Genomic DNA, 18,085 nt, shown 5'->3' with positions numbered 1-18,085 from the left:
TAATTCTTAACGGGTAAAAAAATAGCGCCTCAAGGCGCTATTTTTGAATCTAATTCTGGACATATTCAAAATAGTTCTTGTTGTAGCAAGGCGCCGAGCAAAACGATCATGGGGAGCATACATAAGTATGTGACCCATGTCGTTTTGAGAACGCAACGCAGCTACAGCGCGAAATATGAAGAATATTGTTAAACGTCGCTCATTTGCGGCATAGGCCGCTTAAACATACGTGTCAGTACAGCCATATAGACCAAACCAACTGCCGTCCAAACCAACCCGTAAACCATTGAGTCTTCTTCGATATTCAGCCATAACACACACACTGTCAGTGTACCAATAACAGGCAAAATCAAGTAATTCAGGATATTTTTGAACCCTGTCATACGGCGTTCACGAATAAAGAATTGGCTGATAACCGAAATATTAACAAAAGTAAACGCGATTAACGCACCAAAGTTAATTAACGCGGTTGCAAAATCCATTTCAAACCAGATAGCGCCTAATGCCAAGAAACCAACCATTAATACGTTGTATGCCGGAGTACGCCATGTTGGGCTTACATAACCAAACACTTTTTCTGGGAATACCCCATCACGCCCCATAACGTACATTAAACGTGCGCTACCTGCGTGAGCCGCCATACCTGACGCTAATACCGTAACACATGAGAAAACCAGAATGATTGACTGGAAGAATGCACCAGCAACAAAACGCATAATATCTGGCTGTGTTTCATTAATATTCTTAAAACGTGAAACATCAGGGAAATACTGCTGTAAGAAGAAAGAAACAGTAATAAAAATAATTCCACCGATTAACGCGGTTAAGAAAATAGCACGTGGGATCACTTTGCCTGCATTAGGTGTTTCTTCTGACAGTGAGCTTAATCCGTCGAAACCTAAGAATGAGAAACAAAGGATTGTTGCCCCAGCAATAAGCGGGATCACTTCGGTTTTTTCATTAGCAAATGGGTTAAATGTCCAAATCTCACCTGAACCTTCACCATTTGAAACGCCGTGAATCACTAAGCCCGTAAAGACCGCCATTACCCCAATTTGGATAATCGCAATCACAGTACTTAAATTCGCTATCACGTTGATACCGCGTAAGTTTGCTGCTGTCATTAATATGACTAATCCCACAACAAAAATCGCTGGCTCAACATTAGGGAAGATATCTTGTAAATAAATTTTAGCCAATAAGATGTTGATCATTGGCATAAAAATATAGGACAACAAGGATGTCCAACCCACCAAGAAGCCAATATGTGGGCTCATTGATTTTTGGGCATAAGTGTACGCTGAACCGGCTGATGGGAAACGTTTCACCAATTTACCATAGCTCAGAGCAGTAAACAGTATCGCAGCAAGTGCAATAATGTATGAAGTTGGAACATGTCCACCAGTTTTATCTGACACCATTCCGAAGGTATCAAATATCGTCATTGGCTGGATATACGCAATACCGATCATGACCACTTGCACCAATGTTAAGGTTTTTGCAAGTTGTACGCGGTTATTCGCACCCGTTTGATTGTGACCGATGTCTAATGGAATTGGTGTGTTATTTTGCACGTCTAAGCCCTCCCATAACTTTCGATTGCATACTACTTCGGCTTAATCGACAGTTACTGGGAAGACTTTGCATCTGCCTATAGGCAGAGAAAAACGAAGAGAGGGAGAAAGGCGTGTGAGCGAAGCCACCGAGAGCCCCGTAGTCATCGATACGGCAGCCGCCAGCGCCTGGCCCTGCTGCGAATGCGAAAAAGTAAGCCATAAAAGCATTCCTCAAATCGGTAGCGTAAAATGTTTGCTACACGTAAATATTAAAATTATCTCTCCGGCTCTATGTCCGGCCCCGCTAGAATGAACGTTCCTAAAAACAAAAAAACCGATGCTTCATTTGATTAAGCATCAGTTATTTTTTAGTTCGCGCATTTTGCACGCCATAACCACAAATAGCAAGTTAAATTGTTAACAAATCACCCTATTTTCCATGAGAAATTTTGATTATTTCTGACTTTTTCCCCTATCTGCTTATATCTTTTTTTTCTGAGCGTTTTTATCGCGTTTTAATCAGCAAAAAACCCTTTGGTGGAAGCCAAAGGGTTTGGATTAATCGAGATTAATTATTCGATTAGAAGTTGTAGTTGATACCGATATTGTAGCGACGGCCTTCTAATTCGGCACCGTAAGTCGCATTATCGATTCGGCGATCTAAGACGTTATAGACACCACCAACAATGTTCGCGTTTTTGTTAAGCTGATAACTCGCACCTAAATCAAATAAAGCATAAGATGCTGTACCACTTGACATTTTTTGTCCACGACCTTGGTATTCAGAGGTTTTACCACGGAAATTCATACGCGTCCATGTTTCTAAATCTTCAGTAGTTTGCCATGTCAGAGTGGAGTTAGCCATATGTTTAGGCTGTTTATTTAATGGCTTACCTTTATTTACACCACTTTTTTGTTCAGTATCAGTATAGGTGTAGTTAGCTGCAAAGCTTAAGTCATCCACAATACGCCAGTTGAACGTTAGTTCAACACCTCGCATTCTTGCTTTATCAACGTTCGCTTTATCGCTGATGAAACGATACGGTTTGTTAGGCTTGTCACCTTCACCATCTTGAGCTACTGTACATGCTCTTACTGTGCTACTATTTTCTTCACAACGCCTAACTTCAGTAATTTTATCTTTAAAGTCAGTGTGATAGATAGTTATCCCAGCAGTAATATTATCCTGATTGTTCCAAATAACACCAATTTCTTCAGTAATACTTTTCTCTGGTTTTAAATCAGGATTACCATAAATAACGGCATTTCCTGCACTACCGCCTGTTGCTTGTCCCCAGTTTGCGGACGATTCACGCAAGCTTGGTGCTTTATAACCTGTAGTTACCCCACCTTTAATTGTCCACTGTTCATCAGCATGCCACACACCATATAAACGTGGAGTCCAGTGTGAACCGTAGTTTTCGTCTTTATCCATACGAATACCACCGGTTAACGCAAAATCATTGGTCATTAACCATTCATCTTCTGCAAATAACGCCCAGCTATATCGTTCAAGCTGATTATACTGTTTAAATTTATTACCTTCGTCTTTCAACTTCTCTTTACGATATTGACCACCAAGGCTTAAACTATGATCCCCCAATAAAAAGACACTTTGATTACGGAAAACAAGGTCTTCTGCCGTCATTTTACGGCCTGGGTTTTTTGTCTCATCGTATTGAATATAGGTATCTGTTGATGCAATATCATAAATACCCGTATGGGTTAATGCCATATGAGTCAACTCATATTTGCTAAAACCGCTACCGTCGCCTCTTTTGCTGGTATAACCCTCACGGTCATCACGATGTTGGTTATCACGTTTAAATTCTGCGTCGAAGGTATTTTTGTCATCTGGAGTCAACGATACCGTTGCTCCACCACTCGCCATGATTTGACGGTTAAAACCATTAATGATTTTATCTTCACCACGATGTGAATATTGTCCTTGTAGTTTCACACCCAGTAGACCATCAATTAATGGACCTGAGGTGTAAAAGCTGCCTTGCCCTGTATTACCTGAATTTTTACGTTCCGTAATTGTTGCGTCTGCACGTAAACTGGTCGTCCACTCTTGTTGAACACGACGAGTGATAATATTGATAACCCCTCCCATCGCATCTGAACCGTACAGCGATGACATTGGGCCACGTACTACTTCAATACGCTCAATGGCGGGTAATGGTGGTAACCAACCTTGTTCAATACCAGAACCATCACTATTTGGGCGAGTGCTGCGTGTATCAACGCGTTTACCGTCGATTAAAATCATGGTGTATTTAGCATCCATACCACGGATGCTGATGTCTGAGCTACTGCCGCCTCCAGTGACTAAAACACCCGGTACATCTTTTAATGCGTCAGTCACATCACGATAAGCTTTAGTTTCGAGTTGTTCGCGAGTTACTACAGAAATAGACGCAGGTGCATCTTCAATTTTCTGTTGATAACCTGATGCTGTTGTTACATAGATTTTATCTTTACTGTCATCAGCAAATGCAGGTGCCGCAGCAATAGCCGCAATTATGCTAATTGCCACTTTTCTTTTATTAAAAACAACCATTCCCAACTCTCCAAGAGATATTTTGTTTTATATATGAATTGATTTGCTCACATTGATTTCATTGAATCAAAAAATATTTTTTATTATTGGGGTATTTAAATACCCATAGGAAATCCATGGTAAAAAACCATTATATAATTCAATTAAATTTCCTGTGGGTAATTACTATTAATTAATATTTAATTTGTTTTTTTTAATATTACATCCTCTCATTTTATTTAATGTGCTTGCCGAGTGCTGCAAGCACATTATTCTATTACGATATTAACTTGCTAATTTATCAACCAGCCCATCTATTAGGACTTGCGGAACACCTTGCGAACAACGTTCGATACGACCGCGTACACCATAGACCTCAGCAAGGCTTTCAGGGGTAATTACCTCAGCAGGTTCACCTTGAGCAATTAAATTACCTTGCTTCAGCATTAATACATGTTCTGCGTGTTTGAGAGCAATGTTAATATCATGAACCACCACAACCGTGATTATATTTCGACGTTTCGTTTCTTTCGCGACTAAATCCATCACATGATATTGGTAATTTAAATCCAGTGCACTTAAAGGTTCATCTAATAACAATAAGTTGGGTTGACGAATTAAAGATTGTGCCAAACCCACTAATTGTTTTTGACCACCTGAAAGTTGGTCTAAATAACTTAACGCCAAATGTTCAATACCCAATTGACGTAATAACCCCATCACTTCGTCTTTACTATTCTCATTGCTCAAACCGCCTGAAGCACGTTGAGCAACAATAACAGACTCGAGAACATACAGGTGCACACCAGCAGGTAACGTTTGCGGTAAATACACCACATTTTGTGCTCGCTGGGCAAAACTCTGTTGGCTTAAGTCCTGGCCATCCAGTAATAGCTGCCCTGTTGCCTTATTTAACCCTGCCAACGAACGCAACAATGTGGATTTGCCACTACCATTTGGCCCAAGCAATACCGTGATCTTGCCACGAGGCAAGATATCCGTCGATAGGTTCTCAATTACGGGGCGTTTAGGGTAACCTGCATTAAATTGGTTAATAATCAGGCCACTCATGATACGTTCCCTCTATGGCGTAAAATAATGCTTAAGAAGAACGGCACACCCACTAACGATGTCACAATCCCAACAGGAATAATCACACCCGGAATAATATTCTTCGACGCTATTGAGGCCATTGATAAGATTAACGCCCCAATTAATGCACTTGCTGGCAGATAAAAACGGTGATCTTCACCAAAAATCAACCTTGCAATATGCGGTGCGACTAAACCAATAAAGGCGATAGGCCCCACAAACGCCACCGCTAAAGCCGATAAAATACTAATACGTAATAATGTTGTTAGCCTTAAACGGCGCACATCAATACCGAAACTGATCGCCCTATCCTCACCCAACCTTAAAGCCGTTAGCTTCCATGAACTCATCATGGCAATTGGGAAAATAAGTGCGAAAACTAATGCCATCACCCCAAGTTTCACCCAAGTCGCTTTTGATAAACTGCCCATCGTCCAAAAGACTAAACCCTGCAAGGTATCTTCTGTTGCGATGAATTGCATCATGGAAACCAATGCATTAAAGGTAAACACAAGTGCAATACCGAACAATACGACACCTGAGGTTGCTACACGCGTCCAGCGAGTTACCGCGTCTAACATCAAGGCTGCTAATAATGCAAAAATAAAGGCATTGGCTGATATTACCCATTGGTCAGGCACGCCTGGAATTGCAATCCCTGAAACAATCGCCAATGCGGCACCAAAAGCCGCCGCATTAGATACCCCTAGTGTAAATGGGCTCGCTAACGGGTTATTAAGGATCGTTTGCATCTCAGCACCAGCAAGTCCTAATGACATACCAATCACCACGGCCATCAATGCATATGGCAGACGGATATCCCAAACAATGACTCGAGTTCCTGCATCAACTGCTTCTGGGGTCATTAAGGTTTGCCATAAGCGTTCAAGGGATAACCCTGAAGGACCTAAGGTGAAATCAATAACCAGTGATAATAAAATCGCAGCGACGATAACAGCTATCCATGTCAATCGACGACGCAACATATTTTGATAATGTTGTTTTACATTGTTGTCAGCCTGAATCGCTGCTTTTTCAGCCGCAACTATTGGCTCGCTCGTGATACTCATCAATTCTTACCCATTTTCATTACTTTTCGCTGACCCAATATACACCTGTTGGTTCGATAGCGAGAAACTCTCTATGTAATTCATCCAGTGTTTTTTGCGGTTCAAGATCGGTAAATCGTTCTGGGTAAAACCATTTGGCGAAAACTTGTGTCGCAATCACATTGTATGGAGAGTTATAGTAATTGTGCCAGATAGCATAATCTTGCTTATCTTTTATAGCTGATAGCGAGCTAATTCCTTTACGTTCAGTTATTTTTTTCAGGCTTTCTTTCGCATCAGCTAATGAACTTTGCGCCCCTAATTGAACGCCTGCATCTTTACTTCCCGGTGCTTTTGCTCCAGATGCAATGTAAATATTTGGGTCCGCAGCAATGATTTTCTCTAAGTTCATCGTACCAAGCGCGCCCGGCAAAACGCCTTTAGCAATATTTTTACCACCAGCTAAATCAATAAAGTTCCCCATATTTCCATCGCCAGCGGTACCACAGCAATCTTCAAAAGCACCAGCACGTAATTCAATAAAAACACTTGGTTTTTTATCTTCTGGTATTTTAGAAGTAATATCAGTGACTAATTTTTGGTTTCTTTCATAAAAATCGACATATTTATTTGCTGCCTGTTCGCGGTTCAACGCTTTACCAAGTAAACGCATACTTGGTAATGTGTTTTCCAGTGGTTTATCACGGAAATCCACAAATACAACAGGCACGCCGGCTTTCTCAAGCTGGTTAACTAATTCACTGTTTTTACCCGGCCCATGGCCTGACAAACCAAAAATCGCAATATCAGGGTTTAGGGTTAATACTTTTTCTGAACTGACGCTATCTGCGCTGGTATTACCAATCAGTGGAATATTGTCAATTTCAGGGAATTTAGCTTTATAAACAGCGTAGGTTTGAGGGTCTAGTTTTCGAAGGTCACCTTGCCAACCGACAATTCGGTCAATAGGTTTATCACCTTCCAGCAGAGCTATCGCACTAAACAGGCGCCCTTCACCTAATAAAATGCGATTAACATTATCAGGAACCTCAACAGTACGGCCTGCAATATCAGTCACTGTTGCAGCCCAAGCGCTCATACTGGCACTTGCTAATAACGCTAAACCTATTCCTTTTACTACCGACCTAGCTACAGACTTCTTGGCTACCGACGACATAGTATTAAGCTCCACTATTAACCTCATTGACTTACCTTTTTTTTATGCGGTAACAATAAAGCAAATAAGAATACTTATCAATACGATTATTAGTTTAATCATGACTTTCATCAATGGAATTCTGTGACCATTATCGTAAAGCCAAACATTCAGCCTATTTTACCGCCAAAATGCAGGTTTGTTGCGCTATATATAAAAAAACAGCACCCTATAAAGAGTGCTGTTTTTTATGATAGATATTCTAAGAATATTATTTATCTAAATTTTCTCGGTAACTTGGAAAGCTCATATCTTTATAGCGAATAAACGTTGTTTTCTTCACTATCTTATAACCAAACCAAATTGCTAAAAACAGCGGAATTCCAATATAAGTTGCCGTAACCCCTACCCAATCAATTTTATCTTCTAAAAAGGCTTGGTAGTTTTGGCCTAATGTAATTGTTAAACACAAAATAAAGGCAAAAATAGGACCAATTGGGAAGAAACCTGAACGGTAAGGTAAGTCATTAAGATCTTTCCCTTGTGCAATATAGCCTCTACGGAAACGATAATGGCTAATTGCAATACCTAACCAAGCAATAAACCCTGTCATCCCCGATGTATTTAATAGCCACAAGTACACCGTCTGGTTTCCAAACATGGAACTCAAGAAACATAAGCCCGCAATAACCGTCGTTGCTAACAACGCATAACGAGGTACGCCACCTTTAGATAAACGAGCGAAAATACGTGGTGCTTTACCTTCACGCGCTAAGGTATACAACATACGCGTTGATGCGTACATACCCGAGTTACCTGCCGATAATACTGCCGTTAAGATAACCGCATTCATCACCGCAGCAGCAGATAATAAACCTGCATTTTCAAATACTAAAGTGAATGGACTCACACTAATATCTTTTACATCATTACGCAGTAAGCTTGGATCAGTATAAGGAATGATCAAACTAATAATTAAGATTGCAAAGATATAGAATAACAATATCCGCCAAAATACTTTGCGTACTGCTTTGGGAATATTTTTGGCAGGATCTTTCGATTCCCCCGCAGCAATACCGATTAATTCAGTTCCTTGGAATGAGAACCCAACTATCATTGCCACGCCAATCATTGCTGAAAAACCACCCGCAAAAGGTGCATCACCAATTTCCCAGTTATGCCACCCGGCATTTTCCGCACCGCTCATGATGCCAAAAATCATTAATACGCCAACAACAATAAAAATAACGACTGTGGTGACTTTTATTAATGAGAACCAGTATTCCGCCTCACCAAACCCTTTCACAGAGATGAAATTCAGTAAGAAAATAATCGCAAGGAAAATAGCGCTCCAAATCCAACCTGGGGTATCTGGGAACCAATAGGTCATCACCAATTGAGCAGCAACTAAGTCAACTGCAATTGTTACAGCCCAGTTGTACCAGTAGTTCCACCCTAGTGCGAAACCAAAACCTTCATCGACATATTTTGCACCATAGGTTGCAAATGAGCCTGAGACAGGCATATAAGCGGCTAATTCACCTAAACTGGTCATTAAAAAATAGACCATTAAGCCAATGATAGCATAAGAAAGGAGTGCTCCACCGGGGCCTGCTTGTGCAACCGTTGCACCGGATGCAACGAATAAACCGGTACCGATAGATCCACCGATAGCAATCATCGCAAGATGGCGCGCCTTTAACTCACGGCGTAGTCTTTGTGGGCCGCCCTGCGAGATAGTATTGGTATGTTGTTCTGACATTTGTTCCCTGTATTTTATTATTCAGCTAATATCGCATGGATTCTAGCAAAATAGACTGTGAGAACTAAGCAACTCTTCACTGTTATAAGATACCTTCATAATTCATACAAAATTATAAGTAAAACGCGTTATCTCAAAAAATTCAGTATACCCTCTTAATAAGAGGACGACGTTTTATTCTCTTTATCGTGTCTGTAGCGGCAAATGTGACTGTTCAAGGCACATAAAAAGTGCAGCCAACAACGCGATAGCCTACCAAAAGTGCAACACATTCACTGCAATCCTCTATAGCTTTTAGCGTGTCGCTAGGCGGCAATTGAGACTATCCAAGGAGCATACATTAGTCTGTGACTTGGGTCGTCGATTGCAGCCAACAACGCGATAGCCTATCAAAAGTACAACACATTCACTGCAATCCTCTATAGCTTTTAGCGTGTCGCTAGGCGGCAATTGAGACTATCCAAGGAGCATACATTAGTCTGTGACTTGGGTCGTCGATTGCAGCCAACAACGCGATAGCCTACCAAAAGTGCAACACATTCACTGCAATCCTCTATAGCTTTTAGCGTGTCGCTAGGCGGCAATTGAGACTATCCAAGGAGCATACATTAGTATGTGACTTGGGTCGTCGATTGCAGCCAACAACGCGACAGGTTAAAAGATGACGAGGATTTTTAATTACAGTAAGACAGAAGATTAGTAATCGCACTCGAAATATGCTTTTGACGGTGATAAATCAAATATAGCGTTCTTTCTAAATGAAGGTCGTCTATTTTTAATTCGACTAGAGAGCCATTTTCTAATTGTTCTTCGATCACTCGACGTGATAAACAGCTTATACCTATCCCGTAACGAACTGCATGCTTGATAGCTTCTGAATTTCCTAGCTCCATCAAAATATGAAAGCCCGGAAGATGTGCAAATAATAGTTGGTCAAGGACATCCCGTGTACCTGACCCCCTTTCACGCAAAATCCAAGGCGCGTCACGCAAATCTTTTAAAGAGACTTTTTTATTCGCTAATGGGTTTTGGGGGGAAACAAAAATAACGAGCTCATCTTTTAACCATGCTTTAGAAATTAATTCAGGGCTATGACAAACACCTTCAATTAACCCAACATCCGCCCTAAATTCCATGACTGCCTTAATAATTTCTTCTGTATTACTAATAAAAAGCTCTAAAGGAATATCAGGGTGGTCATGACGATACCCCGCTAAGACTTCGGGTAAAATATAATTACCAATCGTTGTACTGGCAGCAAGACGCACGGCGCCCATCTCTTTTTTAAAGAGTTGCTCAACTTCTAACCCTTGCTCTAATAACGCTAACGCTTTTGGATATAAAAGTCTTCCGTGCTCATTAGTAACAAGTCGTTTACCCACACGGTCAAATAATTGAACGCCTAATTGACCTTCTAAATCCGTTAGCGACGCACTGACTGCAGATTGTGAAAGCGCTAATAACTGAGATGCTTGCGTCGTGGAGCCACTCTTTAATACTTCCGTAAAAACCTCAAGTTGCCTAAGTGTAATTCGCATAAAGGTAAGCCCCAACGTGATTTTTAGTATTTGTAATAATAATGTTAATATTAACGATTTATTTGCAATATTCCAGAAGAAACTTTCTAATCTATTTTAGTGGTAGATTATATGAAGACAATCAATTTAAATTATTATTGATTTTGTTATATCCTTATTACTAAATCTTATAAGCGGTAATAAAGAGCATTATCATGAATAAAAGTGACACCAGCACCCTTGAGCGGAATAACCTAAATCCTATATTAAAACTGATACCCGGTATTATTTTAGCTGGTATTCTGACTGCTATTGCAATTTACCTAGGTGACCAACCTTGGTTTATGGATATCGGCTTAGGTGCATTAACCCTCGCAATCTTATTAGGAATTATTGTAGGGAATACTTTTTACCCCGTAGCCAGTCAATCTTGTGATGCCGGCATTAAATTTGCTAAGCACTATTTTCTCCGTGCGGGTATAATTTTGTATGGTTTTCGCCTTACTTTCCAACAAATTACGGATGTAGGTGCTACAGGGGTTATCATTGATGCCTTAACATTAACCTCAACTTTTTTATTAGCATATTGGCTAGGTAAAAAAGTGTTCGGTCTTGATGAAGAAACCACGTTATTGATTGGTGCAGGTAGTAGCATTTGTGGCGCAGCCGCAGTCATGGCTACTGAACCCGTGGTGAAAGCTTCTGCAAGTAAAGTTGCAGTTGCCGTATCAACGGTTGTTATCTTTGGGACTATTTGTATTTTTGTTTATCCTTGGATTTACCAGTTAAATGCGCACTTTGGCTGGTTTCCTGCAACAGAAGAAACTTTTGGGATTTATATCGGTTCAACAGTACATGAAGTTGCACAGGTTGTTGCAGCAGGCCACACTATTGGTACTGACGCAGAAAATGCCTCTGTCATCGCCAAAATGATCCGTGTAATGATGCTTGCGCCTTTTTTGATTATTTTATCGGCTTTCTTAAGCCGTAAAACAGCCGCAAACCAAACAACAAACACTCAGAAAAGTAAAATTACGATTCCTTGGTTCGCCGTATTTTTTATTGTTGTCGCAGGTTTCAATTCACTCAATTTACTGCCCCATGTATTCGTACAACAAATCATAGCCTTGGATACGATTTTACTGGCTATGGCAATGGTTGCTTTAGGGTTAACTACCCATGTTAGTGCTATTCGCCAAGCGGGTATTAAGCCATTACTGATGGCACTTATCCTGTTTGTTTGGTTGATTGTCGGTGGGCTCTTAATTAACATACTGATTCAAAGCATTTTTTAGCATATATTCTCCTCACTTTTAGCCACCTCAATGGGTGGCTTTTTTGTTGATTTCATTTATTTGCTTATTAATGGCATACTCCAACAAAAAGGAGTCAAAAATGAAATATATTGGAGCACATGTCAGCGCCTCTGGTGGGGTTGACCAAGCTGTTATTCGCGCACATGAAATCAATGCAACCGCTTTTGCGTTGTTCACAAAAAATCAGCGCCAATGGAAAGCTGCGCCACTAAGCGAAGACGTAATTAAGAAATTTAAAGATAACTGCAAAAAATATGGGTACGGTAAACACCAAATCCTTCCTCATGACAGCTATTTGATCAATTTAGGTCACCCCGAATTTGAGGCTCTAGAGAAATCTCGTGTCGCTTTTATCGATGAAATGCAGCGTTGTGAACAATTAGGTATTGATTTACTTAACTTTCACCCCGGTAGTCATTTAAAGAAAATTGAGATTGACGATTGTTTAGCTCGCATTGCTGAATCTATTAATATTGCGCTTGCTGAGACCGAAGGCGTGACCGCTGTAATTGAAAACACGGCGGGACAAGGCACTAACTTAGGCTTTGACTTTACGCATCTTGCAAAAATTATTGAACGGGTGAAAGATAAAAGCCGTGTAGGCGTTTGTATTGATACTTGCCACGCATTTGCCGCAGGTTATGACTTACGCACAGCCGAAGATTGTGACAACACATTTAGCCAATTTGCAGATATTGTTGGTTTTGAGTTTCTAAAGGGAATGCACCTTAATGATGCTAAAAGTGAATTTGCCAGTCGTGTTGACCGCCACCATAGTTTAGGTGAAGGGAATATTGGTTTTGTTCCATTCACGTATATTATGCAAGATAGCCGTTTCGATGGTATCCCCTTGATTTTAGAAACCATTAATCCCGATATTTGGCCGCAAGAAATTGCATGGTTGAAAGCACAGCAAAGTAGCTAATTATTGGCTTTCTAATATAACAACCCCCGCATTATCATGTGGGGGTTGTTTGAAATTCATTAACTATAACGATTTCATTTCAATTTTTGCCATCATATCCGCTAATTTGTTTCTATTTTTTAAACCGACATCTGGCTGAGAAACGGATAGTGCAGAAATTGCGGTCGCCATACGTAACGTATGCTCGCTGGACTCACCATTGAGTAACCCATAAGCTAGCCCTGCTACCATCGAGTCACCAGCCCCAACCGTGCTTATCACTTCACAATGTGGCGGTTTCGCCAGCCAAGAACCCGAAGCATTAACCCACAGAGCCCCTTCTTCTCCTAATGAAATAACAACATGAGAAATTCCTTTGTCTCTTAACTCATGCGCTGCGGCTACAACATCTTGTAAATCTGGCAGTTTTCGGCCAACCCAACTTTCTAACTCATGACGATTAGGTTTTACTAGCCATGGTGACGCTTTCAAACCTGCCTTTAAGGCTTCTCGGCTACTATCGAAAATAATACATGGACATAATTGGCGAAGGCGAGTCATCCAACGAGTGAATTCTTCTGGGTCAATACCACTTGGTAAACTTCCGCTGACAACGACCATATCGAAATGGCCTAACCAATTAAGTGACTCTGTGGAGAAACGGTTCCAATCGTCTTTACTGACCTCAAAGCCTGAAAAGTTGAAATCCGTTGACTCCCCATTATTTTCCGTGAGTTTCACGTTAATCCGTGTACGCCCTGGCACCATACTAAAACGGTTCGCCATGCCATTTTCACTGAAAAAATGTTGAAACTCTTCTTGGTTATCCTTTCCCATAAAACCACTAACAGTGATATCAATACCTAAGTCACGGAGCACTTTTGCGACATTGACACCTTTACCACCCGCGTTGAGGCTAGCGGTTTTGACTAAATTGACTTCACCAACTTCGATAGTAGAGCATAAGCCCACAAGGTCGTAAGCAGGATTTAATGTAATTGTAGCAACCCGGCGAGTCATAACCACTAATCTCCCTTATCATGATTATCGTGTCTTTAAATTTAATTATAGTTATAACATTAAAGCATATTGTTTTCAGTGATATTTGTACTTTTTCCTGCTTGTTTTTCTACAAGATTATGTCAGGATCAGCGCGCTGAAAAATAAAATAATAAGGAGAATATATGTCTCAGCATACTCATGTCGTCGCCGGTGTTGGTGTTCTAATCACTAATAAACAGGGACAAATTTTGATGGGCAAACGCAGTAGTAAACATGCGCCCTATTGGTCCATTTTCGGGGGACATGTGGACCCTGGTGAGTCCTTTGAAGATTGTGCCATTCGCGAAATAAAAGAAGAAATTGGTATTGATATCCAAGCTCCGACTGTTTTTGGTATCAGCAATAATTTACAGACTTATCAACAAGAAGGTAAACATACCGTTTCTATTTGTATGCATGTAGAATATAACGGTGAGGTTGAACCTCGAATTATGGAAGCAGATAAATGTGAAAACTTAATGTGGGTTTCACCTGATAAGCTCCCAGAGCCTCATTTTGAAGCTAGCCGCAATGCTGTTGACCTCTGGCTTACACAACGTTTCTATCACCACAAAGCCTAATCAAGTGTAAACGTACAAATATCCTCTTTTTGTACGTTTATCATCCATCCCTTTCTAATTACTCATTTTTCCCTATTTTATTCTATTTACTATATTTACAATACTGCGCACTTACCGTATCATTTAGCTAGTACAGTGAAACGATATATTTAGGAGCCACCATGGCTATTGATGGAACAACACAACAAAAAAATCCTTCTATATTAGGAGGTGCGATGATCATTGCCGGTACTGCGGTGGGTGCGGGTATGTTTTCAATTCCTATGGTGACCTCCGGCGTATGGTTCACAGGCTCTGTCATACTGTTAATTTATACCTTTATTTGCATGTTACTTTCTGGGTTAATGATTTTAGAAGCCAATATGAATTACCCAGCTGGCGCCAGTTTCCATACTATGGTCAAAGACTTATTAGGCACGACATGGAATTCTATTAACAGTTTATCCGTTACTTTTGTGCTTTATATTCTTACTTATGCCTATATTTCTGCAGGAAGCTCTATCATCACCGCGAATTTGTCAGAAAAAATACAAATACCACAAGCGGGTGCAGGCTTTATTTTTGCATTTATTGTGGCTTTTTTTGTGTGGCTTTCTACTCGTGCTGTCGATAGGTTAAGTACCATTTTAATTGGCGGGATGGTCATCACCTTTATTATGTCAATCGGTGGAATGATTTCAACCGCATCACCAGCTATCCTATTCAACCAAACTGAGCATGGTGAAAGCCAATATCTTCCTTATGCCTTAGCCGCATTACCCTATTTATTAACCTCATTTGGTTATCACGGTAATGTTCCTGGATTAGTTAAATATTATAATAAAGATAGCCGTAGTGTTGTTAAGAGCCTAGTTTATGGGGCTACCATTACCGTTGTTATCTATATTTTGTGGCAGTATGCGATCCAAGGAAATATTCCAAGAACGTCATTTATTGAAATCAGAGAAAATGGCAACAATATTGATGCATTACTGGCTCAAATGAATATTTCTACCCAGAGCAGCTTTATATCTCAATTTTTGAACCTGTTTTCTTATATGGCTCTAGCGAGTTCTTTCTTAGGCGTGTCTTTAGGGTTATTTGATTTTATTGCTGATTTTTTCAAATTTGCAGATAGCAAATTTGGGCGCCTTAAATCTGTCTTAGTCACTTTTTTACCACCAACAATACTCGCACTGATTTTTCCTAATGGGTTTATTTATGCGATTGGTTTTGCAGGGTTGGCAGCTACTATTTGGGCAGTCATTGTCCCTGCGCTGATGGCGAAAGCAAGTCGTAAACGTTACCCTAACAACAGCTACAAAGCACCAGGTGGGAGCTTTATTATTGGCTTTGTGATCCTCTTTGGATTAATTAATGCGGTTGCTCATTTATTGTCACTATCTGGCTTACTACCTATTTATTAACCCTTTCAGTGTGGATATCGCCCTCTGGTTATATCCACACTGATATGTCACCTAAAAATTTTTCACTGAAAATTGACTTCAGCATCTTGCCTAATTCTTTATCTGCGAGTAATTTTGTCGCACTCTTTTTGACAACCCTAAAGAAGGTTATTTATGGCCAAGGCCAACGAAATCAAACGTGGTTTAGCAATTAACTACAATGGCAAATTATTACTTGTAAAAGACATTGATATTCAAGCACCTAGTGCTCGTGGAGCGAGTACATTATATAAAATGCGCTTTACTGATATCAAAACGGGCCAGAAAGTTGAAGAGCGTTTCAAAGGCGATGATATTTTAGAAACAATTTCCCTAACCCGTCGTGGAGTGAGCTTTTCTTATATTGATGGTGATGAATATGTCTTTATGGACAATGAAGACTATACTCCCTACCTTTTCAAAAAAGCCGATATTGAAGAAGAATTACTTTTCATTCCTGAAGAAGGGTTACCAGGAATGCAAGTGTTAACAATGGATGGGCAAGTTCTTGCTTTAGAGTTACCGCAAACGGTTGATATGGTCATTATTGAGACAACCCCAGCAATTAAAGGGGCTTCGGCTAGCGCACGAACTAAGCCTGCAACGATGGCTACAGGGTTAACAGTTCAAGTTCCTGAATATTTAACAACCGGTGAAAAAATTCGTATTCATATCGCTGAGCGTCGTTATATGGGCCGTTGTGATTAATTTCTGCTTTTGATTTGAAAGAAATAAGCCTTTATATGCCTATGAATTTATTGTTCATAGGCATATGTCATTAAAATTAAACATTGCATACCTTCTCATCTTAGTTTGCTATATTCAATTTGTGTTCGTCTCAAAATTAATCGTATTTTATTGTGTAAATACCTAGGGTTTTATCTTTATTAATCCAGTTGAATTGTTGAGTACCTTTTTGATTCGGAAGCAACATTTCTTGATTCTTTAGTTTACGAATATCTGCAGATGCGGTTTCCAATTTACCACTATCATTCCAGCATTTGGTTTCTACTTTATTCGCATTGGCTTCGACAATACAAGGCGCTGCTACAATAGCTCCAGTAAATCGAATAACGCCTGTATTGCTGCGTTTTACCTCACTGTTTTCAGATGCAAATACTGAAAAGCTTGAGTTCAATGCTGTTACTGCTAAAAAAGCCATTACCATTTTTTTTACTGAGCTATTCATAACGAAATTCCCGTTTAAAATTATGTTATCGTCACTTCCTGTAATTTATTTACAGTTAAAGTATTTATTTGGCTGAATTGCCTGAGGACGACATACTAATTCCAAAGGGATATTAATAATTTCATTTATAGCCGTAGTTTTTTATTTTTTGTTTTATTATTTATCAAAACAAAATATATGACTTGCCTCACACTTAATTAACCACACAAAATGCAACACTTTATAAATATAATCTATTAGCATTGGTCAATTAATTTATAAAAATCGTCGCTATGCCATTTTAGGTATATCTATATATCAAACACCTTAAACTTGTTAAAAAAAGTGTTTATTATCATGAATATGAACTTAGATAAAAAAATTTTATTACCTTCTGAAAACTTGATCGCATCAGGCAGGCAACGTGCTTGTTATCAGCATCCTGAGTATAATCACCTATGCGTAAAAGTTCATTTAAGTGGGCGAGATGATAAAGAAACATTAAGAGAGGTTCGCTATTATAAACGCTTGTATAAAAGGAATCTTACCGTAAAAACGATTTCTCATTACTATGGCACCCAGCAAACTGATCGGGGGCTAGGGTACGTATTCCAATTAATCAAAGATAAGACAGGAAATGTTTCAAATACTTTAGATTATTATCTAAAAAATAAACAAGTTTTTTTGAAACATAAAAGAAACATGAAAATTGCTTATGAGCAATTTAAAAAGAACATATACAAAGAGGCTATTACCACGATGGCGCTCAAAACTTATAACATCGTTTATCAACTAGGCTATAAACCTTATGGTCAATTTATTATTATAGATAACCTTGGCTCATCTAACCTAATCCCCATTGATTATTTCTCAACTAGAATTGCTCGTTCCACCCTAAATCGCCGGTTTGCTGATTTCGAACAACGACTTTATCGTGACTATAATCTTAAGATATAGACACATTCCTCGCCCCCTAT

16 protein-coding genes are annotated in these 18,085 nt (G+C 39.7%); 6 read left to right on the top strand and 10 right to left on the bottom strand.

Features of this window, described 5'->3' with window-relative positions:
• Positions 1–188 precede the first annotated feature (188 nt).
• From M1F17_RS08820 to yieE, 8 genes are all read right to left on the bottom strand, one after another.
• Positions 189–1,574 carry an APC family permease gene (locus M1F17_RS08820; RefSeq protein WP_004253165.1) on the bottom strand — a complete coding sequence of 462 codons (1,386 nt, stop codon included), beginning with the start codon at positions 1,572–1,574 and terminating at the stop codon, positions 189–191.
• Positions 1,564–1,776: a hypothetical protein gene (locus tag M1F17_RS08815; protein WP_004253162.1), complete on the bottom strand. Its 213-nt coding sequence runs from the start codon at positions 1,774–1,776 to the stop codon at positions 1,564–1,566. Before M1F17_RS08815 ends, M1F17_RS08820 begins: the two co-directional genes overlap by 11 nt.
• A 360-nt stretch (positions 1,777–2,136) precedes the next feature.
• Complete coding sequence (locus M1F17_RS08810; protein WP_318837362.1) at positions 2,137–4,119, bottom strand: ligand-gated channel protein; 1,983 nt, start codon at positions 4,117–4,119, stop codon at positions 2,137–2,139.
• A 264-nt stretch (positions 4,120–4,383) separates the two neighbouring features.
• Entirely contained in the window at positions 4,384–5,172 is a 789-nt protein-coding gene (locus M1F17_RS08805; protein ID WP_180312664.1) for an ABC transporter ATP-binding protein, read from the bottom strand.
• On the bottom strand, positions 5,166–6,260 hold the full coding sequence (locus tag M1F17_RS08800) for a FecCD family ABC transporter permease (RefSeq protein WP_094960414.1): 1,095 nt from the start codon (positions 6,258–6,260) through the stop codon (positions 5,166–5,168). Before M1F17_RS08800 ends, M1F17_RS08805 begins: the two co-directional genes overlap by 7 nt.
• Before the next feature lie 19 nt (positions 6,261–6,279).
• The gene (locus M1F17_RS08795; RefSeq protein ID WP_172974367.1) at positions 6,280–7,416 is read right to left on the bottom strand and encodes an ABC transporter substrate-binding protein; all 1,137 of its coding nucleotides are present in this window, start codon (positions 7,414–7,416) and stop codon (positions 6,280–6,282) included.
• Between the two features lie 250 nt (positions 7,417–7,666).
• Complete coding sequence (locus M1F17_RS08790) at positions 7,667–9,157, bottom strand: amino acid permease (protein WP_004253146.1); 1,491 nt, start codon at positions 9,155–9,157, stop codon at positions 7,667–7,669.
• Between the two features lie 674 nt (positions 9,158–9,831).
• A complete protein-coding gene (gene yieE / locus M1F17_RS08785; protein WP_004253145.1) occupies positions 9,832–10,695 on the bottom strand; it encodes a DNA-binding transcriptional regulator YeiE in 864 nt (287 codons plus the stop codon).
• A gap of 194 nt (positions 10,696–10,889) precedes the next feature.
• On the opposite strand from yieE, the gene M1F17_RS08780 reads away from it, so the two are divergent.
• Positions 10,890–11,969 carry a YeiH family protein gene (locus tag M1F17_RS08780; RefSeq protein ID WP_004253142.1) on the top strand — a complete coding sequence of 360 codons (1,080 nt, stop codon included), beginning with the start codon at positions 10,890–10,892 and terminating at the stop codon, positions 11,967–11,969.
• A 100-nt stretch (positions 11,970–12,069) separates the two neighbouring features.
• A complete protein-coding gene (gene nfo, locus M1F17_RS08775; protein WP_036957604.1) occupies positions 12,070–12,915 on the top strand; it encodes a deoxyribonuclease IV in 846 nt (281 codons plus the stop codon).
• Positions 12,916–12,978: 63 nt separating this feature from the next.
• Here the strand turns inward: nfo and fruK are convergent, their stop codons facing one another.
• Positions 12,979–13,914, bottom strand: a complete 936-nt coding sequence (gene fruK / locus M1F17_RS08770; RefSeq protein ID WP_094960617.1) for a 1-phosphofructokinase — start codon at positions 13,912–13,914, stop codon at positions 12,979–12,981.
• A 164-nt stretch (positions 13,915–14,078) separates the two neighbouring features.
• Between fruK and M1F17_RS08765 the strand changes: the two genes are divergently transcribed.
• From M1F17_RS08765 to yeiP, 3 genes are all read left to right on the top strand, one after another.
• Positions 14,079–14,516 carry a nucleotide triphosphate diphosphatase NUDT15 gene (locus tag M1F17_RS08765; RefSeq protein ID WP_096863847.1) on the top strand — a complete coding sequence of 146 codons (438 nt, stop codon included), beginning with the start codon at positions 14,079–14,081 and terminating at the stop codon, positions 14,514–14,516.
• A 161-nt stretch (positions 14,517–14,677) separates the two neighbouring features.
• Positions 14,678–15,922, top strand: a complete 1,245-nt coding sequence (gene mtr / locus M1F17_RS08760) for a tryptophan permease (RefSeq protein ID WP_144140207.1) — start codon at positions 14,678–14,680, stop codon at positions 15,920–15,922.
• Positions 15,923–16,075: 153 nt separating this feature from the next.
• Positions 16,076–16,648, top strand: a complete 573-nt coding sequence (gene yeiP / locus M1F17_RS08755; protein ID WP_004253124.1) for an elongation factor P-like protein YeiP — start codon at positions 16,076–16,078, stop codon at positions 16,646–16,648.
• A 136-nt stretch (positions 16,649–16,784) separates the two neighbouring features.
• Here the strand turns inward: yeiP and M1F17_RS08750 are convergent, their stop codons facing one another.
• Positions 16,785–17,129 carry a hypothetical protein gene (locus tag M1F17_RS08750; RefSeq protein WP_004253122.1) on the bottom strand — a complete coding sequence of 115 codons (345 nt, stop codon included), beginning with the start codon at positions 17,127–17,129 and terminating at the stop codon, positions 16,785–16,787.
• A gap of 336 nt (positions 17,130–17,465) precedes the next feature.
• On the opposite strand from M1F17_RS08750, the gene M1F17_RS08745 reads away from it, so the two are divergent.
• A complete protein-coding gene (locus M1F17_RS08745) occupies positions 17,466–18,065 on the top strand; it encodes a YrbL family protein (protein WP_094960616.1) in 600 nt (199 codons plus the stop codon).
• The last annotated feature ends 20 nt before the right edge of the window (positions 18,066–18,085 follow it).

The sequence above is a fragment of the Providencia sp. PROV073 genome (assembly GCF_033688125.1).
Classification (GTDB): domain Bacteria; phylum Pseudomonadota; class Gammaproteobacteria; order Enterobacterales; family Enterobacteriaceae; genus Providencia; species Providencia hangzhouensis.
The sequence above is the reverse complement of the archived record's forward strand: the minus strand, read 5'-3'. Positions and strand labels throughout refer to the sequence as shown.